Annotated in this window: 25 protein-coding genes; 10 read left to right on the forward strand and 15 right to left on the reverse strand. The window is 60.6% G+C overall.

Annotated elements, in window-relative coordinates:
- Positions 1 to 11: 11 nt before the first annotated feature.
- From xth to EL335_RS03685, 5 genes are all read left to right on the forward strand, one after another.
- On the forward strand, positions 12 to 779 hold the full coding sequence (gene xth, locus EL335_RS03665; protein ID WP_126447661.1) for an exodeoxyribonuclease III: 768 nt from the start codon (positions 12 to 14) through the stop codon (positions 777 to 779).
- A complete protein-coding gene (locus tag EL335_RS03670; protein ID WP_431306255.1) occupies positions 776 to 1,414 on the forward strand; it encodes a Crp/Fnr family transcriptional regulator in 639 nt (212 codons plus the stop codon). Before xth ends, EL335_RS03670 begins: the two co-directional genes overlap by 4 nt.
- Before the next feature lie 104 nt (positions 1,415 to 1,518).
- Positions 1,519 to 1,707, forward strand: coding sequence for a YgaP family membrane protein (locus EL335_RS03675; RefSeq protein ID WP_126444298.1), 189 nt, complete (start codon positions 1,519 to 1,521; stop codon positions 1,705 to 1,707).
- 121 nt (positions 1,708 to 1,828) lie between these two features.
- The gene (gene lpxC / locus EL335_RS03680) at positions 1,829 to 2,749 is read left to right on the forward strand and encodes a UDP-3-O-acyl-N-acetylglucosamine deacetylase (RefSeq protein WP_126444299.1); all 921 of its coding nucleotides are present in this window, start codon (positions 1,829 to 1,831) and stop codon (positions 2,747 to 2,749) included.
- 3 nt (positions 2,750 to 2,752) lie between these two features.
- A complete protein-coding gene (locus EL335_RS03685; RefSeq protein ID WP_126444300.1) occupies positions 2,753 to 2,938 on the forward strand; it encodes a hypothetical protein in 186 nt (61 codons plus the stop codon).
- Here EL335_RS03685 and EL335_RS03690 read toward each other — a convergent pair.
- Positions 2,928 to 3,374 (reverse strand): DciA family protein, encoded by a 447-nt coding sequence (locus tag EL335_RS03690; RefSeq protein ID WP_126444301.1) that lies wholly within the window; start codon positions 3,372 to 3,374, stop codon positions 2,928 to 2,930. The two genes, EL335_RS03685 and EL335_RS03690, sit on opposite strands and share 11 nt — an antisense overlap.
- 104 nt (positions 3,375 to 3,478) lie before the next feature.
- Here EL335_RS03690 and EL335_RS03695 point away from each other — a divergent pair, with 104 nt between their 5' ends.
- The 4 genes from EL335_RS03695 to EL335_RS03710 all read left to right on the forward strand — a co-directional run bounded on the left by EL335_RS03695 (position 3,479) and on the right by EL335_RS03710 (position 8,853).
- A complete protein-coding gene (locus EL335_RS03695; protein ID WP_284155434.1) occupies positions 3,479 to 4,384 on the forward strand; it encodes a M23 family metallopeptidase in 906 nt (301 codons plus the stop codon).
- A 47-nt stretch (positions 4,385 to 4,431) separates the two neighbouring features.
- Positions 4,432 to 7,164, forward strand: coding sequence for a preprotein translocase subunit SecA (gene secA, locus EL335_RS03700; protein WP_126444303.1), 2,733 nt, complete (start codon positions 4,432 to 4,434; stop codon positions 7,162 to 7,164).
- Positions 7,165 to 7,225: 61 nt separating this feature from the next.
- A complete protein-coding gene (gene mtnA, locus EL335_RS03705) occupies positions 7,226 to 8,215 on the forward strand; it encodes an S-methyl-5-thioribose-1-phosphate isomerase (RefSeq protein WP_126444304.1) in 990 nt (329 codons plus the stop codon).
- Positions 8,212 to 8,853: a class II aldolase/adducin family protein gene (locus EL335_RS03710; RefSeq protein WP_126444305.1), complete on the forward strand. Its 642-nt coding sequence runs from the start codon at positions 8,212 to 8,214 to the stop codon at positions 8,851 to 8,853. The genes mtnA and EL335_RS03710 overlap by 4 nt, the downstream gene beginning before the upstream one ends.
- Here the strand turns inward: EL335_RS03710 and greA are convergent.
- The 5 genes from greA to EL335_RS03735 form a co-directional block, all read right to left on the reverse strand.
- A complete protein-coding gene (greA, locus tag EL335_RS03715; RefSeq protein ID WP_126444306.1) occupies positions 8,844 to 9,320 on the reverse strand; it encodes a transcription elongation factor GreA in 477 nt (158 codons plus the stop codon). The two genes, EL335_RS03710 and greA, sit on opposite strands and share 10 nt — an antisense overlap.
- A complete protein-coding gene (carB, locus tag EL335_RS03720; RefSeq protein WP_126444307.1) occupies positions 9,317 to 12,535 on the reverse strand; it encodes a carbamoyl-phosphate synthase large subunit in 3,219 nt (1,072 codons plus the stop codon). The genes greA and carB overlap by 4 nt, the downstream gene beginning before the upstream one ends.
- A complete protein-coding gene (gene carA / locus EL335_RS03725; protein ID WP_126444308.1) occupies positions 12,519 to 13,658 on the reverse strand; it encodes a glutamine-hydrolyzing carbamoyl-phosphate synthase small subunit in 1,140 nt (379 codons plus the stop codon). Before carA ends, carB begins: the two co-directional genes overlap by 17 nt.
- Positions 13,659 to 13,910: 252 nt before the next feature.
- Positions 13,911 to 14,651 (reverse strand): 4-hydroxy-tetrahydrodipicolinate reductase, encoded by a 741-nt coding sequence (dapB, locus tag EL335_RS03730; RefSeq protein ID WP_126444309.1) that lies wholly within the window; start codon positions 14,649 to 14,651, stop codon positions 13,911 to 13,913.
- A gap of 3 nt (positions 14,652 to 14,654) precedes the next feature.
- Positions 14,655 to 15,083 (reverse strand): outer membrane protein assembly factor BamE, encoded by a 429-nt coding sequence (locus EL335_RS03735; RefSeq protein ID WP_126444310.1) that lies wholly within the window; start codon positions 15,081 to 15,083, stop codon positions 14,655 to 14,657.
- Positions 15,084 to 15,158: 75 nt separating this feature from the next.
- On the opposite strand from EL335_RS03735, the gene fur reads away from it, so the two are divergent.
- Complete coding sequence (gene fur, locus EL335_RS03740) at positions 15,159 to 15,596, forward strand: ferric iron uptake transcriptional regulator (protein WP_126444311.1); 438 nt, start codon at positions 15,159 to 15,161, stop codon at positions 15,594 to 15,596.
- 8 nt (positions 15,597 to 15,604) lie between these two features.
- Here the strand turns inward: fur and EL335_RS03745 are convergent, their stop codons facing one another.
- The 9 genes from EL335_RS03745 to EL335_RS03785 form a co-directional block, all read right to left on the reverse strand.
- Positions 15,605 to 16,318 carry a hypothetical protein gene (locus EL335_RS03745; RefSeq protein ID WP_126444312.1) on the reverse strand — a complete coding sequence of 238 codons (714 nt, stop codon included), beginning with the start codon at positions 16,316 to 16,318 and terminating at the stop codon, positions 15,605 to 15,607.
- Positions 16,319 to 16,435: 117 nt separating this feature from the next.
- Positions 16,436 to 17,521, reverse strand: a complete 1,086-nt coding sequence (locus EL335_RS03750; RefSeq protein ID WP_126444313.1) for a DUF8744 domain-containing protein — start codon at positions 17,519 to 17,521, stop codon at positions 16,436 to 16,438.
- 2 nt (positions 17,522 to 17,523) lie between these two features.
- Complete coding sequence (locus tag EL335_RS03755; protein WP_126444314.1) at positions 17,524 to 17,847, reverse strand: metal-sulfur cluster assembly factor; 324 nt, start codon at positions 17,845 to 17,847, stop codon at positions 17,524 to 17,526.
- A gap of 3 nt (positions 17,848 to 17,850) precedes the next feature.
- Positions 17,851 to 18,120, reverse strand: a complete 270-nt coding sequence (locus tag EL335_RS03760; protein ID WP_126444315.1) for a DUF2249 domain-containing protein — start codon at positions 18,118 to 18,120, stop codon at positions 17,851 to 17,853.
- A gap of 270 nt (positions 18,121 to 18,390) precedes the next feature.
- Positions 18,391 to 18,789: a TusE/DsrC/DsvC family sulfur relay protein gene (locus tag EL335_RS03765; RefSeq protein ID WP_172600020.1), complete on the reverse strand. Its 399-nt coding sequence runs from the start codon at positions 18,787 to 18,789 to the stop codon at positions 18,391 to 18,393.
- 6 nt (positions 18,790 to 18,795) lie between these two features.
- Entirely contained in the window at positions 18,796 to 19,488 is a 693-nt protein-coding gene (gene narI, locus EL335_RS03770) for a respiratory nitrate reductase subunit gamma (protein ID WP_126444316.1), read from the reverse strand.
- An 18-nt stretch (positions 19,489 to 19,506) separates the two neighbouring features.
- Positions 19,507 to 20,025, reverse strand: a complete 519-nt coding sequence (narJ, locus tag EL335_RS03775; RefSeq protein ID WP_284155435.1) for a nitrate reductase molybdenum cofactor assembly chaperone — start codon at positions 20,023 to 20,025, stop codon at positions 19,507 to 19,509.
- Positions 20,026 to 20,032: 7 nt separating this feature from the next.
- Positions 20,033 to 21,586: a nitrate reductase subunit beta gene (gene narH, locus EL335_RS03780; RefSeq protein WP_126444317.1), complete on the reverse strand. Its 1,554-nt coding sequence runs from the start codon at positions 21,584 to 21,586 to the stop codon at positions 20,033 to 20,035.
- Between the two features lie 20 nt (positions 21,587 to 21,606).
- On the reverse strand, positions 21,607 to 25,362 hold the full coding sequence (locus tag EL335_RS03785) for a nitrate reductase subunit alpha (protein ID WP_126444318.1): 3,756 nt from the start codon (positions 25,360 to 25,362) through the stop codon (positions 21,607 to 21,609).
- Positions 25,363 to 25,365 lie beyond the last annotated feature (3 nt).

Here is a 25,365-nt window from a genome sequence, read left to right on the forward strand (position 1 = left end):
CTTTGAGCGGGTTGAAGGTCGCCACCTGGAACGTCAATTCACTCAAAGTCAGGCTGCCACATCTGATCGACTGGCTGAAGGCTGTACAGCCGGATGTGGTCTGTTTGCAAGAAACCAAGACCGAGGATGCCGGCTTTCCGTTCGCCGAGATCGCGGCAGCCGGATATCACGCGATCCACAACGGGCAGAAGACCTACAACGGTGTGGCGATCCTCGCTCGCAGTCAGGCCGGTGACATCGTGCGTGAGCTGCCGGGGTTCGAGGATGGCCAGAAACGCTTGCTTGCGGCAACGGTGGGACCGGTGCGCTTCATTTGCGCCTATATGCCAAACGGCCAGGCGGTCGGCTCCGCCAAATATGCCTACAAGCTCGCCTGGCTCGATGCGCTCGCCCGCTGGCTCGGTGACGAGTTGCGGCGCCATCCGCAACTGGCATTGCTCGGCGATTTCAACATCGCTCCCGAGGATCGCGACGTGCACGATCCGGCGGTCTGGCAGGGACAGGTGCTGACGAGTGAGCCGGAGCGCGAGGCTTTCCGGAGACTCATCGCGCTGGGGCTCGTCGATGCCTTTCGCCTCTTCGATCAGCCGGAAAAAAGTTTCACCTGGTGGGATTACCGGATGATGGCCTTTCGCCGCAACCACGGCCTGCGCATCGACCACATCCTCGTCTCGCCGGAACTGGCCAAGCGCTGCACGGCCTGCTCCATCGACAAGGCGCCGCGCAAGCTCGAGCGGCCTTCAGATCATGCACCCGTCGTCGCGGAGTTCGAGCTGTGAATCTCGATGCGCTCTACCCGGTGCTCGGCGAGCTGCCTGATGAATTACGCACCCGCATCGCCGCGACGATCCAGCCGATGAGCGTGCCGGGCGGCACAGTGCTGTTCGATGAACGGCAGCCCTGCCAGGGCTTTCCCTTCGTGCTCTCGGGTTGCATCCGTGTGTTCAAGCGGGCGGCCAACGGCCGCGAGCTGCCCCTCTACAAGGTGCTGCCGGGTGAGAGCTGCATCATCACCTCGAGCTGCCTGCTCGGTCATGCCGATTACAACGCCTGCGGCGTGACGGAAGGCGAGACCCGTTTGGCGCTGTTGCCGCGTCCGATGTTCGATGAGCTGCTCGAGGCGCCGGCTTTCCGCGATTTCGTCTTCGCCCTGTTCGCCGAGCGCGTCGCCGATTTGATGCAGCTCGTCGAGGAGGTGGCCTTCCGCAAGCTCGATGCGCGGCTCGCCAATCTGCTGCTCGGACACGGCCGGCAATTGAACGTCACCCACCAGCAGCTTGCCGACGAGCTGGGCAGCGTTCGGGAAATGGTCAGCCGGCTGTTGAAGGGCTTCGCCGAGCAGGGGTTGGTGCGGCTCGGTCGCGAACAGATCGAGATCCTCGATCCTGCCAGTTTGCGCCGGATTGCCGGCTGAGAGTCGGCGCTGCCGGGACGGCACTCTGTGACCTAGGTTACTGAACGAAACCGGCAGCGCGTGTTCTAATGATCACGATGTAACTCACCCCAAAGGAGATCGCTATGAAACAAAACGTTGGTGGTATCGACCGTGTGTTGCGTATCGTCGTCGGCTTGGCTCTGATCGCCTGGGCATTGATGGGCGGGCCCGTCTGGGCGTGGATCGGCATCGTGCCGCTGGGCACGGGCCTGGTCGGCTTCTGCGCGTTGTATCCTCTCTTGGGCATCAATACCTGTCCGAGCAAAAAATAACCCGGTTTTGCCTTTTCGCGTTGTCAACGGCGTGCCTGGGCACGCCGTTTTCGTTGGCGATGGCATGTCTGGTGACTCCATTTCCGGCCCCTCCAGGCATCCTGAGGGGTAAAATCAGTCCATGCTGAAGCAACGCACCCTCAAATCCATCGTCAAGACCACCGGCGTCGGTCTCCATTCCGGCGCCAGGGTGACGCTCATGCTACGTCCGGCAGCGCCCGGAACTGGCATCGTCTTCCATCGAGTCGATCTGGATCCGGTCGTCGACATCAAGGCCGACGCGCTCGCGGTGGGCGATACACGTCTGGCCTCCTGCCTGGAAAAGGATGGCGCGAAGCTCGCTACCGTCGAGCATCTGATGTCCGCGCTGGCGGGGCTGGGCATCGACAACCTTCATGTCGATGTCGATGCCGAAGAGATTCCGATCCTCGATGGCTCCGCGGCGCCTTTCGTTTTCCTGATCCAGTCGGCGGGCATCGAGGAGCAGAATGCAGCGAAGCGTTTTCTGCGCGTCAAGAAGGTCGTCGAGGTCGAGGACGGCGACAAATGGGCACGCCTGTCGCCGTTCGAGGGCTTCCGGCTCGAGTTTTCGATCCAGTTCAATCATCCGGCGGTCGACAAGTCCGGCACGCGCGTGGCGATCGATTTCGCCGACCAGTCCTACATCCGCAACATTGCCCGGGCGCGCACTTTCGGCTTCATGCAGGATATCGAAACGATGCAGGCACAGGGGCTGGCGCTGGGCGGCAGCCTGGACAACGCGATCGTGATGGATGAATACCGCGTGCTCAACCCGGACGGCTTGCGCGTGCCCGACGAGTTCGTGCGGCATAAGGTGCTCGATGCGATCGGCGATCTTTATCTCGTCGGCGCGCCGTTGTTGGCCGCTTTCAGCGCGCACAAGTCCGGCCATGCGCTGAACAATCGGTTGCTGCGCGCCTTGCTGGCGGATGCGACGGCCTGGGAATGGGTGAGCTTCGAGCGGCCGGCATCGATCCCGGCACGCGTCGCGCAGTTGTACCCGGACGTGCAGTTCGCTTGAGCGATGTTCTTTTTGCGTTTTGTCGGCATTCTCGCTGCGATCGCCATCGGCGCCGGCATCCTGGCCTTTCTCTTCACTGGCGAGCGCCGCTATCTTGGACTTTCCTGGCGCATCGCCAAGTATGCGCTGATCTTTGCGCTCGTGCTGTTCGCGCTGCTTGCGCTCGAGCGCCTGATGGTCATTCTCTAGTCGTTGCCAGCAGCCGTTCGAGCGCCGCCTTGAGCGGCGAGCCGTCGGGCAGCCCGGCGGCCAGCGAGGTGAGTGACTGCTTCGGCCGGATACCCAGCTCTTTCGGGAGGATTTTTTGTTGTGGCAGCGAAATTCGTCTGCCGGGTTGCACCCTTACCTCGATTCCGCTAACCTCCTGCCCCTGTTGATTGAGCCCTGCGGCGAGCCTCGGCCCCAATTGCCTTAGCTTGACCGCGACCGCGCCGCTGTCGGCGTGGATGACGACTTTGCCCCGCTTGAGATTGGCGACGCGTGCCGCGGTTGCCAGATGGATTGGCAGCATCGCGTCGAGTAAAGCCTGCAGCTGGCGTAGGCGTTCTGCCTGGTCGGCAAGCCGGGCAAAGCTGTCGCTGTCGGCGAGATGATCGGTCAGCGATCCGCGTTTGCGAGCAGGCATCGTGTGAGCAGTGCGGTTTTTCTGGCGAAACGTCAAGTCGGCATACCGGGTTGTCGGAATGAAAAGGGAGTATACGCGTGCAGATAATTCTCGTATCGGATCGAATGGCGACTGCCCGCAGTATCACTTTGACCGGGCGTCATCTGGCCTTGGCCGTCAGTCTTCTGATCGTCACCGTGCTGGTGCTCGCGACGATGTTTTCCTATCTGACGGTGCGACATGCCGCGGAAATGCGCCTGCCTTTCCTGGAACAGATGCTACGCAACATCAGCCTCGAGGAGGCGGCGAAGACGCGGGACCTGGTGCGCGAAAACCTGGTCAACATGGCGACCCGGCTTGGGCACATGCAGGCCCAGCTGATGGAGCTGGACTCGCTCGGCGAACGGCTGGCGGGCATGGCGGGCGTCAAGGTCAAGGACCTCAAGCCTGCGCCCGTGGCAAAGAGCGCCCAGGGCGGCCCACTGGTTTCGCCGGAGAACCTCGATGCACAAGCCTTGCAACGCGCGCTGGATGATCTCTCGCGGCAAGTCGAGGCGAAGAGCGAAGCGTTGGCGAGTCTGGAGAATCGGATTTTCGACGAGCGCATCCGTAAGAGCTTGTTGCCGACATCGAATCCCATAGCCGATGGGGTGCGCGGCTCGGGCTTCGGCTGGCGCACCGATCCATTCACCGGTCAGACGGCACTGCATGAAGGGATCGATTTCGCCGCTGATCCCGGCACGCCGATCCTCGCGGCGGCGCCCGGGATCGTGCTCAATGTCGAGCGCCATCCCGAATATGGCAACGTGGTGGATATCGATCATGGCGACGATCTGATCACCCGCTATGCGCACGCCTCGCTGGTGTTGGTCAAGCCGGGTGAGTTCGTCCGACGCGGCCAGCAGATCGCCGCAGTCGGTAGCACCGGTCGATCGACCGGCCCGCATCTGCATTTCGAGGTACGCGTGAAAGGCGTGCCGCAAAATCCCGCCCGCTTCCTCGATCGCGGCGAGCAGGTGGCAAAGCGCTGATCCCGGTAGGGTAGAATCACCGGCTCTTTCCCAAGCCGGCTGGATTCATGATCGCAAATTTCCTCAAGAAGATTTTCGGCAGCCGCAACGACCGGCTGCTGAAGCAGTATTCGGCTGTCGTCAGGACCATCAATGCGCTCGAACCGCGCATCCAGGCCTTGTCCGACGACGAATTGGCGGCGCAGACGCCGGCCTTCAAAGCGCGGCTGGCCAATGGCGAGCCGCTCGACAGCCTGCTGCCCGAGGCGTTCGCGGTAGTGCGCGAGGCGGCGCGGCGGGTGCTCGGCATGCGCCACTTCGACGTTCAGCTGATCGGCGGCATGGTGCTCAACGACAACAAGATCGCCGAGATGCGCACCGGCGAGGGCAAGACGCTGGTGGCGACACTGCCGGCCTATCTGAATGCGCTGACCGGCCGGGGCGTGCATGTCGTCACCGTCAACGATTACCTCGCCAGCCGCGACGCGGCCTGGATGGGGCGCGTCTATAGCTTCCTCGGCCTTACCGTGGGCTGCAATCTGCCGCACATGGATCACGCCGCCAAGCAGGCCGCCTATGCAGCTGACATCACTTATGGCACCAATGGCGAGTTCGGCTTCGACTATCTGCGCGACAACATGGTCTATTCCGCCAGCGAGCGGGTACAGCGCGGCCTGAACTACGCGATCGTCGACGAAGTCGATTCGATCCTGATCGACGAGGCGAGAACGCCGCTGATCATCTCCGGTCAGGCCGAGCAGCATACCGATCTCTACGTCAAGATGAATGCCGTGCCGCCGCTTCTGGAAAAGGGTGTCGCGGCGCAGAGTCCAGAAGAAAAGGATACCGGCGATTTCATCGTCGATCTGAAGGCCCATTCGGTGCTGCTCACCGAGCAGGGGCACGAGAAGGCCGAGCGCATCCTCGCGCAGATGGGGCTTTTGCCGGAGGGCAGCAGCCTCTACGATCCGCACAACATCCTGCTGATCCATCATCTCTATGCCGCGCTGCGCGCGCATCATTTGTTCCACCGTGACCAGCATTACGTGGTGCAAAACGGTGAGGTGATCATCGTCGACGAATTCACCGGCCGTCTGATGGTCGGGCGGCGCTGGTCCGATGGCCTGCACCAGGCGGTGGAAGCGAAGGAGGGCGTGCCGATCCAGTCCGAGAACCAGACGCTGGCCTCGATCACCTTCCAGAACTACTTCCGCATGTACAAGAAGCTCTCTGGGATGACCGGCACGGCCGATACGGAAGCTTATGAATTCCAGCAGATCTACGGTCTCGAGACGGTGGTCATCCCGACCAACAGGCCGATGATCCGCAAGGATCTGAACGACCAGATCTACCGCACTGCGAAGGAGAAATATCAGGCGATCCTCAATGACATCAAGGACTGCCAGCGACGCGGCCAGCCCGTATTGGTCGGCACCACGTCGATCGAGAACTCCGAGCTGCTCTCCGGCCTGCTCGACAAGGAAAAACTGCCGCACCAGGTCTTGAACGCCAAGCAGCACGCGCGCGAGGCCGAGATCGTCGCCCAGGCCGGCCGGCCGGGGATGATCACGATCGCCACCAACATGGCTGGCCGCGGCACCGACATCGTGCTGGGCGGCAATGTCGAAAAGCAGATCGAGATGATCCGCGCCGATGCGAAGCTCTCGCCCGAAGAGCAGGAAGCGAAGATCGCGGCGCTGAAGGACGAATGGGGACGACTTCACGAGCAGGTGATCCAGGCCGGCGGCTTGCACATCATCGGCTCCGAGCGTCACGAATCGAGACGCATCGACAACCAATTGAGAGGTCGCGCCGGTCGTCAGGGCGATCCCGGTTCCTCGCGTTTTTACCTTTCGCTCGAAGATCCGCTCCTGAAGATCTTCGCCGGCGACCGGCTGAACGCGATCATGGTGCGCCTGAAGATGCCCGAGGGCGAGCCGATCGAGCATCCGCTCGTGACCCGTTCGCTGGAATCGGCGCAGCGCAAGGTCGAACAGCGCAACTTCGACATCCGTAAGCAGCTGCTCGAATACGACGATGTCGCCAACGACCAACGCAAGGTGATCTACCAGCAGAGAAACGAGCTCCTCGATGCTGCCGACATTTCGGACACCATTCATGCCATGCGCCAGGGCGTGATCCACGATCTGTTCCGCGAGTTCGTCCCGGCCGAGAGCGTCGAGGAGCAGTGGAACCTGTCCGGTCTCGAAACGGCGCTCTCTGGCGAGCTCTCGCTCAAGCTGCCGGTCATGCAATGGGTCAAGGACGATCCGAAGCTGACCGACGACGATCTCTTGAAACGCATTCTCGATGCCGCCGACGCCGCCTACGCGGAGAAGGTGGCGAAGGTCGATCTCGCCGCCTGGCAGGGCTTCGAGCGCAGCGTGATGCTGCAAAGCCTCGACAACCACTGGCGCGAGCATCTGGCCGCCCTCGATCATCTGCGCCAGGGCATCCACCTGCGCGGCTATGCGCAGAAGAACCCGAAGCAGGAATACAAGCGCGAGGCCTTCGAGCTGTTCGAAGCCTTGCTGAATGCGGTGCGCAACGAGGTCACGCGCCTATTGATGACCGTCGAGGTTCGCAGCGAAGCACAGATCGAGGAGGCCGAGCAGGTTCATCCGCAGCTCGAGAACGTGCAGTATCACCATGCCGATTACGAGGAAGCGCTCGCCAGCGCGGCCACGGCCGGGAAAAAGCCCCAGCCGCAAGAGCGGGCGCTGCCCAAGGTCGGGCGCAACGATCCCTGTCCCTGCGGCTCCGGCAAGAAATACAAGCACTGTCACGGCAAACTCACATAACGCCCGTCCGCCCCAGCCCTGCCTTCGCGGGCGGGGAGACTGGCAGCTCGTTGCGCCCGAAATGAGCACCCTTCTGCAAACCATCGCTGAGGAAAACGGCGACGTCGTCATCCTCGATCAAACGAAACTGCCGGATGAAGCCGTCTACGTTCGTCTCAAGACGCTTTCCGATGCGGCGCATGCGATCCGCGTGATGCAGGTGCGCGGCGCGCCCTTGATCGGCGTCACGGCGGCCTATGGCGTCGCGCTGGGCCTCGAGGAAGGCAAACCGCTCGACGAGATCCTCGCCCAGCTTTCCGCCACGCGGCCGACGGCCGTCAATCTGCATTGGGCGCTTAAGCGGATGCGTCGCGTGTTGGAAAACTCGGCGCCGGCGCAACGGCAGCGACGCGCCTGGGAAGAAGCACGGGCGATCGCCGATGAGGATCGCGAGGCGAATGCCGCGATCGGTCGGCATGGTCTGGTCGTTCTCGAAGCCATCGTCGAGCGCAAGGGCGCCGTCTCGGTGATGACCCATTGCAACGCCGGGTGGCTGGCCACCGTTGCCTACGGCACGGCGCTGGCGCCCATCTATGCCGCACATGCAGCGGCTCTTGCGGTGCATGTCTGGGTTTCCGAAACCCGCCCGCGCAATCAGGGCCGGCTCACCGCCTGGGAGCTCGCGCAGTCGCAGGTTCCCCATACTTTCATCGCCGACAATGCCGCGGGCCTCTTGATGATGCAGGGCAAGGTCGATGTCGTGATCGTCGGTGCCGACCGCATTGCCGCCAACGGTGACACTGCCAACAAGGTCGGCACCTATCTGAAGGCATTGGCCGCAAGCGCGCACCACGTGCCGTTCTACGTCGCCGCGCCACTATCGACGATCGATTTCGCCTGTCCGGACGGCGCGCAGATCCCGATCGAGGAGCGTGCCGCGGAGGAATTCGGCGAACTGCATACGCCGGTCGTCAACCCGGCCTTCGACATCACGCCGGCGCAACTCATCACCGGCATCATCACCGAACGCGGCATCGTCGCGCCCGGAGAACTGGCCAAGGTGAGGCCGTGACGCTCGCCGCAGAAGTGCTCGCCACCGCTCGCGCCATCAATGCCTCCGGCATCAACCGCGGCGCGGCGGGCAATGTCAGCGCGCGTGACGGGGAGGGTTTCATCATCACGCCGACCGGCATGGCTTATGACCGGTGCGTTCCCGAGGACATGGTGAAAGTCGGCGCTGACGGCATGGCACAGGGCAGGCGCAAGCCTTCGTCCGAGTGGCGCTTCCACCGCGACATTTATGCCACTCGGCCAGAGGCCGGGGCGATCATTCACGCCCATTCTCCTTTCGCCACGGCCTTGGCCTGCCAGGAACTCGACATCCCGCCTTTTCACTACATGATCGCGCGCTTCGGCGGCGACACGGTGCGCTGCGCAGCTTATGCCACCTTCGGCACCCAGGCGCTTTCCGATGCGATCGTCGCCGCGTTGGCTGGGCGATGCGCCTGCCTGATGGCGCATCACGGCATGGTGGTGTTTGGCAGCGATCTTACCGAGGCCCTGGCGCTGGCGGTGGAGTTCGAGGCGCTGTGCGAACAGTACTGGCGGGTGCTGCAGCTGGGGGCGCCGAAGCTCTTGCCGAGTGACGAAATGGCGCGCGTGATCGAGAAGTTCAAGGATTACGGCAAGCAGTCATCCAGTCACTCGTAGCGCACGTCGAGGATTTCGTATTCGCGTCGGCCGCCGGGGGTGTGCACTTCGACGATGTCGCCGGCGTACTTGCCGATCAGCGCACGGGCGACGGGTGAGTTGAGAGAGATCTTGTTCTGCTTGATATCGGCTTCGTCGTCGCCGACGATCTGGTAGGTGACCGTCTGACCGGCGTCGATGTCCTCGATCTCCACCGTGGCGCCAAAGACCACGCGGCCATCGGCATCGAGCGTGCGTGGATCGATGATCTGCGCATTGGCGAGCTTGCTTTCGATCTCGGCGATACGGCCTTCGATGAAACCTTGCCGTTCCTTCGCGGCGTCGTATTCGGCGTTCTCGGACAGATCGCCATGCGAACGCGCTTCGGCGATCGCGGCGATCACCGCTGGACGATCGACGGTTTTCAGGCGCTGCAGCTCGTCCTTGAGCTGCTGGGCGCCGTTGAGGGTCAGGGGAATCTTGCTCATGGATGCAACTCGGCGTGCAGTGTCTGCAGCGCATAGGTTTCGAGGCCGGAGTGCTGCATGCCGATGCAGGCGGCGCGCGCTCCTTCGATGGTGGTAAATAGAGTCACCTTCTGGGCCAGCGCCGAAGTACGGATCGAGCGCGAAGCCTGGATCGCGGCGCGTTTTTCATCGACGGTATTGACGATCAGCACGATCTCGTCGTTTTTGATCATATCGACGATGTGCGGGCGACCCTCGCTGACTTTGTTGACCGGGCTGACCGGGATGCCGGCTGCCTCGATCGCCGCTGCGGTGCCGCGCGTGGCCAGCAGCGTGAAACCAAGTTCGTGAAGCAGCTTGGCGACTTCGACGGCCTTGGGCTTGTCGGCCGGTTTGACGCTGATCAGCGCCTTGCCGGATTTGGGCAGACGCGCGCCGGCAGCGATCTGCGACTTGACGAAGGCTTCGCCGAAGCTGCGGCCGATGCCCATCACCTCGCCGGTCGATTTCATCTCCGGGCCAAGCAGAGTATCGACGCCGGGAAACTTGTTGAAGGGGAAGACCGCTTCCTTGACCGAGAAGTAGGACGGCACGACCTCGTGCGTGATGCCCTGCTCGGCCAGGCTCTTGCCGGCCATGCAGCGCGCGGCGATCTTCGCCAGCGGCAGTCCGGTGGCCTTCGAGACGAACGGCACGGTGCGGGAGGCGCGCGGGTTGACTTCGAGCACATAGACGACGGAATCGGCTCCATGCCCCTGGATCGCGAACTGGACGTTCATCAGGCCGACGACATTGAGACCCTTGGCCATCAGCGCGGTCTGGCGTCTGAGCTCGTCCTGCACCTCGCGGCTTAGCGAGAACGGCGGCAGCGAGCAGGCGGAATCGCCCGAATGCACGCCGGCCTGCTCGATGTGCTCCATGATGCCGCCGATGATCACCTGCTGGCCATCGCACAACGCATCGACATCGACTTCGGTGGCATCGTTGAGAAAGCGGTCGAGCAGCACCGGCGAGTCGTTCGATACCTTGACAGCCTCGCGCATGTAGCGTTCGAGATCTTTTTCCTCATGCACGATTTCCATCGCCCGGCCACCGAGCACATAGGAGGGGCGCACGACGAGCGGATAGCCGATTTCGCGCGCCAGCCGCAAGGCCTCTTCTTCGGTGCGCGCCGTGCGGTTCGGCGGCTGCTTGAGGCCGAGATCGAAGAGCAGCTTCTGGAAGCGTTCGCGGTCTTCCGCGGCATCGATCATTTCCGGCGTGGTGCCGATGATCGGCACGGCAGCGGCTTCCAGCGCCAGGGCGAGTTTGAGTGGCGTCTGGCCACCGAACTGGACGATCACGCCGACGGGTTTTTCGACATGGACGATCTCGAGCACGTCTTCGAGGGTGAGCGGCTCGAAATAGAGGCGATCCGAAGTGTCATAGTCCGTCGATACGGTCTCCGGGTTGCAGTTGACCATGATGGTTTCATAACCATCCTCGCGGCACGCCTGTGCCGCATGCACGCAGCAGTAATCGAATTCGATGCCCTGGCCGATGCGGTTCGGCCCGCCGCCCAGCACCATGATCTTTTTCTTGTCCGTGGGCTGGGCCTCGCACTCTTCCTCGTAGGTCGAATAGAGGTAGGCAGTGCTGGTGGCGAACTCGGCGGCGCAGGTGTCGACGCGCTTATAGACTGGTCGCACAGCGAGCGCATGCCGCCGGGCGCGCACCGCTTGCTCGGAGGTCGACAGCAGATGAGCAAGGCGTCGGTCGGAAAAACCTTTGCGCTTGAGCTGGCGCAGCTCCTCGGCGTCGAAGGAATCCAGCGTGCGTTGCTCGATGGCCAGTTCCAGATCGACCAGCTCCTTGATCTGGGCCAAAAACCACGGATCGATGCGCGTGAGCTGATGAACCTTGTCGATCGACATGCCGATGCCGAAGGCATCGGCGATGTACCACAGACGTTCCGCCGAGGGGCGCGCCAGCTGCTCGTCGATGGTGTCGGGATCGACGCTCTTCAGGTTGAGGCCATCGACGCCGACTTCGAGGCCACGCAGGGCCTTCTGCAGCGACTCCTGAAAGCTGCGGCCGATCGCCATCACTTCGCCGACCGATTTCATCTGTGTGGTGAGCGTCGCGTCGGCCTGGGGAAACTTTTCGAAAGCGAAGCGCGGCACCTTGGTGACGACATAGTCGATCGATGGCTCGAACGAGGCGGGGGTCGCGCCGCCGGTGATTTCGTTCTTCAGCTCGTCGAGCGTATAGCCCACCGCCAGTTTCGCCGCTACCTTGGCGATCGGAAAGCCGGTGGCCTTCGAGGCGAGTGCGGAGGAACGCGACACACGCGGATTCATCTCGATCACGATCATGCGCCCATCTTCGGGGTTGATCGCGAACTGCACGTTCGAGCCGCCGGTATCGACGCCTATCTCGCGCAACACCGCAATCGCGGCGTCGCGCATGCGCTGGTATTCCTTGTCGGTGAGCGTCTGCGCCGGCGCGACGGTGATCGAATCACCGGTGTGCACCCCCATCGGATCGAGGTTTTCGATCGAGCAGACGATGATGCAGTTGTCGTGCCTGTCGCGCACCACCTCCATCTCGAACTCTTTCCAGCCCAGCAGTGACTCCTCGATCAGGAGCTCATGGGTTGGGCTCGCTTCGAGGCCGCGCTTGCAGATCTCGATGAATTCTTCCTGGTTGTAGGCGATGCCACCGCCCGAACCACCCATCGTGAAGGAAGGCCGGATGATGGTCGGAAAGCCCAGCGCGCCTTGAACTTGCTGTGCTTCCTCCAGGCTATGGGCGATGCCGGAACGCGCCGAGCCCAACCCGATCTTGGTCATCGCCTTCTTGAACTTCTCGCGGTCTTCGGCCTTGTCGATCGCCTCGCGGGAGGCGCCGATCAGCTCGACGCCATATTTTTCCAGCACGCCATGCTTGGCGAGATCGAGCGCACAGTTCAACGCCGTCTGACCGCCCATGGTCGGCAACAGCGCGTCTGGGCGCTCCTTGGCGATGATGTTTTCCAGAACCTGCCAGGTGATCGGCTCGATGTAGGTGACGTCGGCCATTTCCGGGTCGGTCATGATCGTCGCCGGGTTGGAATTGACGAGGATGATCTTGTAGCCTTCTTCCTTCAATGCCTTGCAGGCTTGGGCGCCGGAATAGTCGAATTCGCAGGCCTGGCCGATGATGATCGGGCCCGCGCCGATGATCAGGATGGAATGGATGTCAGTTCTTTTTGGCATGTTCCATCATTCCGATGAAGCGGTCGAAGAGAGAGGCAACGTCGTGCGGCCCAGGGCTCGCTTCGGGGTGGCCCTGGAAGCACAGCGCTGGACGGTCGGTCCAGGCCATGCCCTGCAGCGAGCCGTCGAACAGCGAGACGTGCGTGACCTTGACGTTGGCCGGCAGCGTGGCCGGATCGACCGCAAAGCCGTGATTCTGGCTGGTGATCAGCACCTGCCCGGTCTCCAGGTCCTTGACTGGATGGTTGGCGCCGTGATGGCCGAATTTCATCTTCAAGGTTTTCGCGCCGGCGGCCAGGCCCATCAGCTGATGGCCCAGACAAATGCCGAAGGCGGGAATCTTGCGGTCGAGGAGTTCCCGGATCGCGGCGATCGCGTAGTCGCAGGGTTCGGGATCGCCAGGTCCGTTCGAGAAGAACACACCGTCCGGGTTCATGGCCAGCACCTCGCTGGCGGAGGTTTGCGCCGGCACGACGGTGAGCCGGCAGCCGCGGCTGGCGAGCATGCGCAGGATGTTGCGCTTGACGCCGAAATCAAAGGCGACGACGTGGAATCTGTCCTGCGCCGGTGCCATGTAGCCAGCGCCGAATCTCCATTCGCCTTCGTGCCAGGCATAGGGCTTGCGGGTTGATACCACCTTGGCGAGGTCCATCCCGGCCAGCCCGGGGAAAGCCCGGGCTCGGGCAATCGCGTCATCTGCATCGAGAGCCTCGCCGGTCATCAGACAACCGGCTTGCGCGCCTTTCTCGCGGAGGATGCGGGTGAGCCTGCGGGTATCGATGTCGGCGATGGCGACGACGCTCTCGCGCTTCAGGTAGTCGGAAAGGGTCTGTTCGGAACGGAAATTCGAGGCAACGAGCGGCAGGTCGCGGATCACCAGCCCGGCGGCGTAGATCCGGTCGGCTTCGCAGTCTTCGCGATTGACGCCGGTATTGCCGATGTGCGGGTAGGTGAGGGTGACGATCTGGCGCGTGTAGGAAGGGTCGGTGAGGATTTCCTGGTAACCGGTCATCGCGGTGTTGAAGACGACTTCACCGACCGTGCTGCCAATGGCGCCGATGCCCTTGCCCCGAAATACCGTTCCGTCGGCGAGGGCGAGCAAGGCAGACGGGAATGCGGTCAAAATCGGGCTCCTGGTCGAATATTGCGCCGCATCAATCCCTTGGGCATCTCAACAAACCTGCTGCGCGACCCGATTGCTGCGTTGGGTGGTGCTCGCTCCCTCGCCTAACTCATTGTTATGTCTCGGTCGCTGCGCACCAATCGCCTTGCACTCGGGCCGCTCGCGACGGTTTTTCGCGATGCCCCATTAAAAACAGGATGATGGGCAAACCGGCGCATTATAGCCGATTCGCCTCGCCCTCGGCAGGCGCGGCTATTTCAGCCCCAGGACATCCTGCATGTCAAACAGGCCGTTCTTCTTGCCTCGCAGGAAGCGCGCGGCCCGCAAGGAGCCCAGCGCATACGACATCCGGCTCGCCGATTTGTGGGTGATCTCGATGCGTTCGCCGATACCGGCGAACAGCACGGTGTGATCGCCGACGATGTCGCCACCGCGAATCGTCGAGAAGCCGATTTGCGTCGCCGGTCGCTCTCCGGTATGACCTTCACGTCCAAAGACGGCACAGGACGCGAGATCGCGGCCGAGTGCCGCAGCGACGACTTCGCCCATGCGCAACGCGGTGCCGGACGGGGCATCGACCTTGTGGCGGTGGTGCGCCTCGATGATCTCGATGTCGTAGCCTTCGTCGAGGATGCGCGCCGCGACATCGAGCAGCTTGAAGACGGCATTCACCCCCACCGCCATGTTCGGCGCGAAGACGATCGGAATCACCTGCGCGGCGGCGACGATCTGCTGCTTTTGCTCTGGGGTGAAACCGGTGGTGCCGATCACCATATGCACGCCCAGGCGGCGGCAGATCTCCAGGTGTTTGAGCGTGCCTTCGGGGCGGGTGAAGTCGATCAGACAGTCGGCCCGGGAAATCGCCGCTTCGGCGTCGTCATCGACATCGAACGCGGCGGCGAGCTCGGCATCGGCCGCGGCACTGACCGCTTCGATCAGCATCTTGCCCATGCGGCCATTCTTGCCGGCAATCGCGTAACGAATCGTCGTCATTGTTCAGTCCTTCTTCGGTTCGGCGGGGACTTCGATGAAGCGCGCGGACGGCGCAGGCGCCGCTTCCTCCGTCGCGCCGCCTTCGCCTGCAGGCACGACATCACCACCGACGCGTACCAGCTTGTCGCCCTCGAAAAAGACGGAGAGGCGGCGCAGCTGGGATTCGCCACGGCCGGGCTGGAAGCGATAGACGTAGTCCCAGCGGTTGGCGTGGAAGATATCGGTCACCAGCGGGGTGCCGAGCGCGAAGCGCACCTGGTCGCGGCTCATGCCGGGCTTGAGTTTCGCCACCATCTCCTGCGTGACGAAATTGCCCTGGCGCACGTCGATGCGATAGGGCGAGAGGCGGGAAGTGATGTCCGGAGCGCTGGAACAGGCAGCGAGTGCGGTGGCGAGCAAGATCAGGCTCGAGAGCGGTCGGCGCGACGGCATGGACGGGAAGGAAAATGGATGAGGCGCGAAAAACTATATCATACGGCCATTCCCCCCTCCGAGAGCACGCCAACCATGACCGACCGCACAGAACTGCAAAGCATCGGCCTCAAGGCGACGGTGCCGCGCATGACGATCCTCGATCTGTTCCGCAAATCGACGACGCGTCACTTGAGTGCCGAGGACGTCTATCGCCTGCTCATCGCCGACAATGTCGATATCGGTCTTGCGACCGTGTATCGCGTGCTGACGCAGTTCGAACAGGCCGGCTTGCTCGAACGGCACCACTTCGAATCCGGCAAGTCGGTGTTCGAGCTCAAGGATGGCAAGCATCACGACCACCTCGTCTGTCTGCAATGCGGTCGTGTCGAGGAATTCACCGATCCCGAAATCGAACGGCGCCAGATCAAGGTGGCCAAGGAGCGTGGCTTTCGCATCGTCGACCATGCGCTTTACCTCTACTGTGAATGCACCAAGAAAGACTGCCCGTATCGACCGATCGGCAAGGGGTGAGCGGGTGTTCAACGAATACCGGCGGGCAGGCGGGCCAACAGGCGGCCGGTGGCGGCATCCGTGAAGCGCACCTCTTCGAGTCTGCCGACCAGATAGCGCTTTTTGAGCGTGAAATCGACTGGTTTGGAAATGGTCGCTTTCCAGAAGGTGGTGCTGTCGCTGAGGCAGTTCTCGTTCAGCCGGGCACGCACGGCCATGCGCAGATCGCCGCCTGCGAGACGCTGCGCTGCCGCTGCCGGCAGAACGATCTCGGCGGCGAAGCCGGTCTGCTCTCCGGCATCGCGGGGATAGAACTCATAAGGATTGTCGAAGGCAAGGAAGTAATCGAAATGCCACTCGACCGGGTATTCGATCGTCTTGCCGTCCAGGGCCGTCAGCCGGTCGCTGCTACGCGATTCGGTGGTCGAGCCGAGCGGTAGATATTTGAAGGTGTAGTAGTCCCGCCCGGCGGCAACCTCTTCCGGGTGCCAGTTCCAGCCTTCCGTCAAATCATTGAACTGCATCGGATAGAAAACGCGCAGACGACTACTCGTGGCGTCGTAGTCGATCTTCATGTCGTTGGGCAGCGGCACGGCGAGCAGGACCGTTTCGCCGGCGATGCAACGCTGCTCTGCTGCCCGTGCGAGATATTCACTCTCGCCATCGCGCGGGGTCTCCTCGGCTGCCTGAACGGCCGACACGGTCAGCGCGAGAGCGGCTGGCAGCCAACGAAATGTTGGCATTTTCATGGTATTCGAATATGTAGAAGAGTGAATTAACCGCAACATTATTGGTTTGCCGACGAAGTCTGTCCTTGATCACGATCAGGTGCCGTATCATGCCGCCGACTCTCGCGAGCTTCAGCGGGCCTTGGCGAAGAAAACCCGCACGAGAATGGTCAGCACGAAGGCGAGCAGTGTCAGCGCATTGCCGATCGCCGCCCGTTGCGTCAGGGTAGGCAGCGATGCGAGATCGCCGGCGATGCGGGCAAACACCGTCAAGTGCAACAGCGTCAGCGGTAGATAGAACACCGGATGATAGGGAATCTTTACCTTCGCGACAGCAGGGAAGATGATCGGCGCATGGCCGAAGATCATCGCGAACACGAAACCGAGCAGGATCGCGTGTAGCGCTGCATCGCGCCAGGGACTCCCCGGTGCGAGGCCGCCGATTCCCCCCAGCAGACCGCCGATTACGAGCCAAAAGTAGCCCGTCAGCAGGCAGACTGCGATATACCGGGTGAGCCCGCGCTGCCTGATCGTCTGGCGTGCAATGTCGTGGCGCAGCAGCCACGCCGCCAGCGCCACGAGCATCAGCGCGAACAGGGAAAGGCCGGTCGACTCTAACCACAGGCTCAGCATAGCTGCGCCAAGCAAGCCAAAGATGATGGCTGCAAAGCCATGACGCACCGTTTGCGGGGTGGGCAAAAAGCGCGTCAGCTCCAGTCGTTCGCCGGCTATGGTCAGCACCAGAAAAGCGAGCCACCACGGCACGGCGGGCAACAGCGTGTGAGTCACCAGCCAGACCAGATTGCCGGCAAACCAGCTCAGCGCGCCGAGCGTCAGCGTGGCGAGATACATCGCAGGCTGACGTAGGTAGAGCAAGGCGCTGCCGGTCGTCACGATGGCACTGGCGGCAATGAAAAGAAATTGCGTGAGGACGACAGGTGCGCCGATGAGGTGTGCCAGCCCGCCAACGCCGGCAAACAGCGGCCCGGCGAATGGCCAGAGGCGACTTTCGCCGGCAAGCGCCACGGCGCGTTCGAGCGCAATTACCGTGCCGAGAAAGCCGCCGATCATCAGCGCGCCATGATTGCCTGCCTGCGCTGCAGCGAAGCTTGGCACATCCACCGCCAGCCGCGCCAGGCCGGCGAGTACGCCGGTGACCAGCGCGATCATGCCCAGCAACAAGAGCGGCAGGCGGGACGCTGCCGAAGAAAATGCCATCCCTACCTCCGGCGGTCGAAATGCCGGCGCGCAGCTTCCGACATTTTCTCCGGCGTCCACGGCGGCTCCCAGACCAGCCGCACATCGATGGGCGTATTGGGCGGCAAATGCCTGCGCAGGGCTTCATCGACCTCGTCGGCGATCATCTCGCCGAGTGGACAAGCTGGTGACGTCATGGTCATCTCGACCACCACGACGCCATCCTCAAACGCAATGCGATAGACGAGGCCCAGATCGACGATATTGATGCCGACTTCGGGGTCGATCACCTCACGCAGGGCTTCCCGCAAGGCGTCAGGCTCGGGCAGCGCGCTGGAATGGCTCATGCCTCATGCGCGCTTGATGAAATCGATCATCACGCCCTCCGGCTCGCGGGCGCGATAGGCGATCTCGACGGCATTCCCGTAGCGTGCCTGCATCTGCTGCAGCAGCGGAATCGGGTCGTGATCGTTGACGAAGCGCATCACCTCGCCCGGCTGCAACGCATCGAGCGCGCCGAAGATCGCGGCATGGCGGAAACGCTTGGCGATGCCGCGCGCGTCGAAGCCGTAGATGCCTTCGGGATTGGTGTGGGTGTGGACGTGGATGGTGGTGGTCATGAGCTGGCTCCTGAAAGATGAGTGACGCAGCGCTCATCATAGTTGACCGTGGAAGTCAAGTAATTGATCTGGATCATCCACTCAGCGGCTTTTGCTAAAGCCAAAATTCCGGATAGCGCCGAGAACGCGGCAGGTTGTTGATCAGCAACGCGATGGCGAGCAGCTTGGTTGCTGATCTACAAAAAAGAATCCCCGGCGGTGAGAGAGGTGAAGAAGAGCCGCCGGGGTTTCCCTGAGGGAAGCAAAACGAGAAAAACAGTTGCGTCGCAATCAGTGCTCGCCTTTTGTACGCCGCATGCCGGCCAGACGATTGCCTTGCTTCTGTGGGCCGCCTTTCGGAAACAAATCATGCAAGTAACGGTTGTTGCCGCGTTCCGGACCCCAAATTTCTCGGAAGTGCTTGATCATGTCACGCACTTGGGGCTGTACATGATGCTCGGCATAATGATCACGAATGAAACGGATCACTTGCCAGTGTTCGTCGTTGAGCTCAAGCCCTTCCTCGTTTGCCAATGCGCGCACGAAGTCTTCGCTCCACGCATCCATGTCCTGGATGTAACCCTCCTGGTCGAGCTCGATCTCCTTGTCGCCGACTCGCAACAGCTTGATTGCAATCGCGTAGGGATTGACTCGCTTCGGTGTACTCGATGTTTGTGACATCACGGTCATTCTCCTTTAAGCGCTGCGCCGGGCACGCACGATCTGATAGGCGCGAAACAGATAGCCGACCGGCACGCTCCAGATATGCACCAATCTCGTGAAGGGGAAGAACAAAAACAGCGACATGCCAAGGAAGACATGTAACCGATAGATCGGATCGACCTTCAGCATCAACTCAGGCTCAGGAGAAAAAGCCACGATACTTTTCGCCCAAGCCGAAAGGGCGAGCATTACTTCGGCATCGCCTTTGCTCGCGTGGCCGGCCGAAACGAAGATCGTCGACAGGCCAACCAGCAGCGTAATCAATATCCAAGAAAGCAATGCAATGTCCATCCAACGGCTGGCGGCACGCACGCGGGGATTGAACATACGCCTCATCCAGAGCATCGATCCGCCGATCAAACAGAGGATGCCGAACAAAGCTCCGGCATACATCGCCAGATACTGGTGACCCAGATCGGAGATTCCCAGCGCCTGCCACATCGCATGCGGGCCAAGTAGTCCAAAGAGGTGGCCGAAGAAGATGCCGAGAATGCCGATATGGAAGAAGTTGCTGGCAAGACGCATATTGGCACGTGAAAGCAGCTGACTCGAATCGCTCTTCCAGGTGTATTGCTCGGCATCGAAACGAATCCAGCAGGCAATCAAAAACACCGTGCCGGCGAGATAGGGATAAACCCCGAAAACGAATTTGATCAAATAATCCATGATGTTCCTCCGTTTGACTCAGGCAGACACAGGTGCCAGTGTGGCTCGATTCTCGACCAGGCGCACGAGCGGCGCCCAGGGACTGGCGGTTTCCTCGAGATTCGCGGCGAGCATGGTCAGCACCTTGCGCACATGCGATAAGAACAACCTGGCTTCAGTCGTCTCCAAGGTAGCAGCGAATTCAAGCATCAAAGGCAAATAATCGGGCAGTTCGCCGGAAATCGGTTCTAACCCATAGGCGCGGTAATACTCATCCATGTCGATCAACGCCGGTCCTCTGTTTTTGTCGTCACCGAGAATATGGTGCGTCAGATGCAGACTGTGTCTGGCATCGAGATCGAAAGTGGCGACGTACTCCGCCTGTAAATCGATGAGGTCGATTCGTTCGAGCCAGCCGAGAAAACGATCTACCAGATCACGTTCGTCGTCAGAAGCATCCGATTGTGCGAGTGCCGCGCGTATCTCAGGCAAATGTTTCTTGAGCTCGTCACGCGGATAGTCGAGTAGAAGGGATAGGAGTTTATATACGCTCATCATCGTCCCCTCACTTGGCAATTTCGTCAGCCAGAGGCGCCGGCTCTTTGGGCTCGACGGTCTCGATCCGTCGCCGCGGGAATAGCGTGACCGAGCTGATGCCGACTGCGTCGTCGTTGCCGAAGGAAAAGCCATTCTGGCCCTGGAACCCATAAGCATCTTCCAGCGGGACTTCAGCATGGCTGGTGGGGATCACGAAGCGGTCGTTGTAATCGGCAATTGCCAAAAGACGATACATTGCATCGGCCTGCTCCGCCGTCAAACCGACATTTTGTAAAGCGCTCATTTCTTGAGCGCCGTCGACGTGTTTGCTGCGTTGATACGAGCGCATCGCGATCAGTTTGCTGAGCGCTTGGCGAATGGGTGCTTCGTCTCCGGCGGTCAGCAGGTTGGCAAGAAAGCGTGTCGGCGTACGCAACGTTTCGTATTTCGGAATCACGCCATCGGCTTCGGTAGGCAATGTTTTTTGATCGAGCGCCGATTGCACTGGCGAAAGCGGCGGCACGTACCAAACCATTGGCAGGGTGCGAAACTCAGGATGCATCGGGAAAGCGATCTTCCACTCCATCGCCATCTTCCAGATCGGCGAGCGGCGCGCCGCTTCGATCCAATCCTCTGGGATGCCGTCCCGACGCGCTGCTGCCACGACCTCCGGATCGTTCGGATCAAGGAAAATCTTCAGATGCGCTTTATAAACATCCTTGTCGTTTGGCGTCGCTGCATACTCGGCGATCTTGTCGGCATCGTAAAGCAGGATACCGTTATAGCGAATGCGGCCGACGCAGGATTCCGAACACACGGTCGGCATGCCCGATTCGACCCGAGGATAGCAGCCGATGCACTTTTCCGCTTTGCCCGACTCCCAGTTGTAAAAAACCTTTTTGTATGGGCAGGCGGAAACGCACATGCGCCACCCGCGGCATTTATCCTGATCGACGAGCACGATGCCGTCCTCTTCGCGCTTATAGATCGAACCCGATGGGCAGGCGGCAACACAGGCCGGGTTCAGGCAATGGTTGCAGATGCGCGGCAGATAGAGCTGGAAGGTATTTTCGAACTGGGCATAGATCTGTTTCTCGACCGCCTGGAAGTTGGCGTCGCGACTACGGCTTTCAAACTCGCCAGCGAGATGATCTTCCCAATTCGGCCCCCAGGTGATTTTCTCGATCTGCTCCCCAGTGATTTGTGACATCGGGCGGGCGGTCGGTGTCGCTTCCAACAATCTGGCATTCTGCAGATGCGCGTAGTTGTAAGTGAATGGATCGTAGTAATCGTCGATCTCGGGCAGATCAGGGTTGGCAAAGATATTGAGCAATTTCGTTGCGCGGCCGCCAGCGCGCAGCTCGAGCTTGCCGTTCTCGACGCTCCAGCCACCCCGCCACTTGTTTTGATCCTCCCATTGTTTGGGATAACCAATGCCCGGCTTAGACTCGACATTGTTCCACCACATGTATTCCGCACCCCGGCGGTTGGTCCACACGTTCTTGCAGGTCACAGAGCAGGTGTGGCAGCCGATGCACTTGTCCATGTTGAAGACAAGGGCAAATTGCGCTCGTACTTTCATTTTCGTCTCCTTAAACCGTATCAACGTGTTCCGATGCCGACCGGGTTGAGTTGTTTTTCACGCTCGGCCGTCAATGGGCGTTCCAACCAGTCGATCGCGCTATCTTCGATCTTTCTGACCAGCACCATCGTGTCGCGGTTACTGCCTACCGTGCCCATATAGTTGAAGCCGTATGAGAGCTGGGCGTAGCCACCGATCATATGCGTCGGCTTGACGACGATGCGCGTCACCGAATTCAGGATGCCGCCGCGTTTGCCCGTCGTCGGGCTGCCCGGAACATTGACGTTCTTTTCCTGCGCGTGGTACATGATGGCCATACCGCGCGGTACCCGCTGACTGACGACCGCACGCGCTACGGTTGCACCATTGACATTGACCGCCTCGACCCAGTCGTTGTCGCGGATATCTGCCTCCTTGGCGTCGAATTCCGAGATCCAGACATAAGGCCCGCCTCGAAACAAGGTGAGCATGCGCAGGTTGTCCTGATAGGTCGAATGGATGCCCCATTTCGAGTGGGGCGTAATCCAATTCAGCGTCAAGGCTTTCTTGTTTTTCGCACGCTCGGGCAGGTTGTCGAGTTCTTTGAGATCGAGTGGCGGTTTGTAACAGCAGAAGCCTTCGCCGAAGTCAAGAATCCATTCATGATCGAGATAGAACTGGCAACGGCCGGTCAGCGTGCGCCAAGGGATGAATTCATGTACGTTCGTATAGCCGGCGTTGTAGCTCACCTCATGCGACTCGATACCTGACCAGGTTGGCGCCGTGATGATTTTCCGCGGCTGTGCCTGGATGTCTTTGAATGTGATGATTTCGTCACGACGTGCATCGCACAGATGGTTGTGATCGAGTCCCGTTTTCTTGCCCAACGCTTTCCAGGACTTGTGCGCAACCTCGCCGCAGGTTTCGGGCGCCAATCTCATCACTGCGTCGCAGGCATGCACCACATCGTCGAGAGAGGGTAAGCCCTTTGACGGTCCATCGAGCGTGATCACGCCGTTGTGCTTCTTGAGCTCCTCATACTCATGCTCGGTATTCCAGTCGATGCCTTTGATGTTATTGCCAAGCTTGACCATGAGCGGTCCCAGTGCGATGTATTTGTGATAGACCGAACCGTAATCGCGCTCGACGAGCTTCAATAGCGGCATGGTTTTGCCGGGCAAGGGTTCGCACTCGCCACGCTTCCAGTCCTTGACCTGGCCAAAGGGCTGTGCCAACTCGAATGGCGAATCATGCAGCAAAGGTGCAGCGACGAGATCCTTTTTCTTGCCCAGGTGCTTTGTGGCAAGCTCGGAGAAACGTTTGGCAATGAACTTGAAGATTTCCCAGTCCGATTTGGCTTCCCATCCCGGTTTGACGGCTTCGGACAAGGGGTGGATGAATGGGTGCATGTCCGTGGTATTGAGATCGTTCTTCTCGTACCAAGTAGCTGTCGGAAGGATGATGTCAGAATAAGCGCCGGTGGAATTGAGCCGGAAATTGATATCCACGGCGAGATCGAGCTTGGCCGCGGCCGCTTCATCCACCCATTTCACTTCCTTGTTGCGGGCGCCTTCGCCACCCTCTTGCAACACGCCATTTTGGGCACCAAAGAGATGCTTGAGAAAGTATTCGTGCCCTTTTGCCGAGGTGCCCACGAGATTGCCGCGCCAGACAAATAGATTGCGTGGCCAATTGCTCGGGTTGTCGGGATCGGCGAAGGCGACGTCGATGCGCCCTGCTTTCAACTCCTCGGCTACGTATTTGGCAATACCGGCTTCATCTTGAATTCCGGCTTTTTCGGCCGCGGCGACGATATCGAGCGGATTGCGGTTGAAATGAGGGGCGGATGGCAGCCAACCCAGGCGCGTCGCGACGACGTTGTAGTCGGCGCAGGTATACCCTTTGTTTTTGGCCTTGGCTGCGGGTTGCATCAGCGCATCGGCATCGATCGACTCATAACGCCATTGATCGGTGTGGAAGTACCAGAACGAAGTCGAGTTCATCTGCCGCGGCGGGCGCTGCCAGTCGAGCGCGAAAGCGATGGGCGCCCAACCGGCTTGCGGCCGCAATTTTTCCTGGCCGACGTAATGTGCCCAGCCACCGCCCGACTGACCGACACAGCCACAGAGATGGAGGAGGTTCATGATCGAGCGATAGTGCATGTCGTTGTGATACCAGTGATTGATCGCGGCTCCCAAAATCACCATCGACTTGCCCTTCGTCTTGGCAGCATTGTCGGCAAATTCGCGGCCTGTCCGTTCGATGTCGGCAGCCTTGACACCGGTGATTTTCGCGGCCCAGGCTGGCGTGTAAGGCACCGTCGGATCGTCATAGGACTTGGCCACATTACTGCCGCCCAAGCCGCGATCGATACCGTATTGTGCGATCAGCAGATCGAATACCGAGGTGACAAATACTTCCCGGCCATCGGCCAACGTCAGTCTGCGTGCAGGCACGTTGCGCGCCAACATCCTCGGTTCGTTCGGTGCATAATGGGGAAACGAAACTGTGACCACTGTATCGCGACTGTCGATACAGGTGAGTTCGGCACGAATCTCTTGCTGGTTGGCAGCATTTCTTGGCAGAATGTTCCAACGACCTTCTTCGCCCCAGCGGAAGCCTATCGAACCATTGGGTACGACGAAACTCTTGGTGATCTCGTCATAGACCACGGTCTTCCATTCGGGGTTATTGGTTTCTCCCATCGCGCCAGTGAAATCGGAGGCGCGCAAGAAACGTCCAGTGACGTAACCCTCGTCAAAGGGTTCGAGCATCACCTGCATCGGCAGATCGGTGTAGGTGCGCGCATAGTGATCGAAATAAGGATCACGCTTGTCGAGATAAAACTCCCTCAGCACGACATGTCCCATCGCCAAAAACGCAGCAGAATCGGTGCCCTGCCGAATCGGCATCCATAGATCGGCAAATTTGACCTGCTCGGCATAATCGGGCGCCATGGCAACGATCTTCGCGCCTTTGTAGCGCACTTCGCTGTAGAAATGCGCATCTGGAGTGCGCGTTGTCGGGATCGAAGAGCCACAGCAAATGATGTAGGTCGAGTTGTACCAGTCGGCCGCCTCGGGTACGTCGGTTTGTTCCCCCCAGACCTGAGGACTTGCGACCGGCAGATCGCAATACCAGTCGTAGAACGAGCCACAGAAACCGCCAATCAATGACAAATAACGACTGCCTGCCGCATAGGAGAGCATCGACATCGCAGGGATCGGCGAAAAGCCGAAGATGCGGTCGGGTCCCCATTTTTTGATCGTGTAGACGTTGGCAGCGGCGATGATCTCGACGACTTCTTCCCAGCTCGTCCTGACGAATCCACCTAGCCCGCGCACGGCTGTGTATTTCCTGCGTTTTTCCGGGTCGGTCTGGATTGCCGTCCAGGCGTCGACCGGGTCTTTGCCGTTCATTCTTTCCGCGCGATACAGCTCGAGCAGGCGGCCACGAATCAGCGGGTATTTGATTCGATGCGGACTGTAGAGATACCAGGAGAACGAGGCACCGCGCTGACAGCCGCGTGGTTCGTGATTCGGCATGTCGGGACGTGTCTCCGGATAATCCGTCTGTTGTATTTCGAAAGCGACCAGACCATTCTTGACGAAGATTTTCCACGAGCAGCCGCCAGTGCAGTTCACGCCATGCGTCGAGCGCACGACCTTGTCATGGCGCCAGCGGTTGCGATAGGCATCCTCCCACTTGCGATCCTCGACAGTGACGATGCCATGACCGTCTGAAAAATTATCTTTGATCTTCGAGAGGAAGTTGAGGCGGTCGAAGAAATGACTCATGTG

Source organism: Sulfuricystis multivorans (assembly GCF_003966565.1).
In the GTDB taxonomy this organism is placed as follows: Bacteria; Pseudomonadota; Gammaproteobacteria; order Burkholderiales; family Rhodocyclaceae; genus Sulfuricystis; species Sulfuricystis multivorans.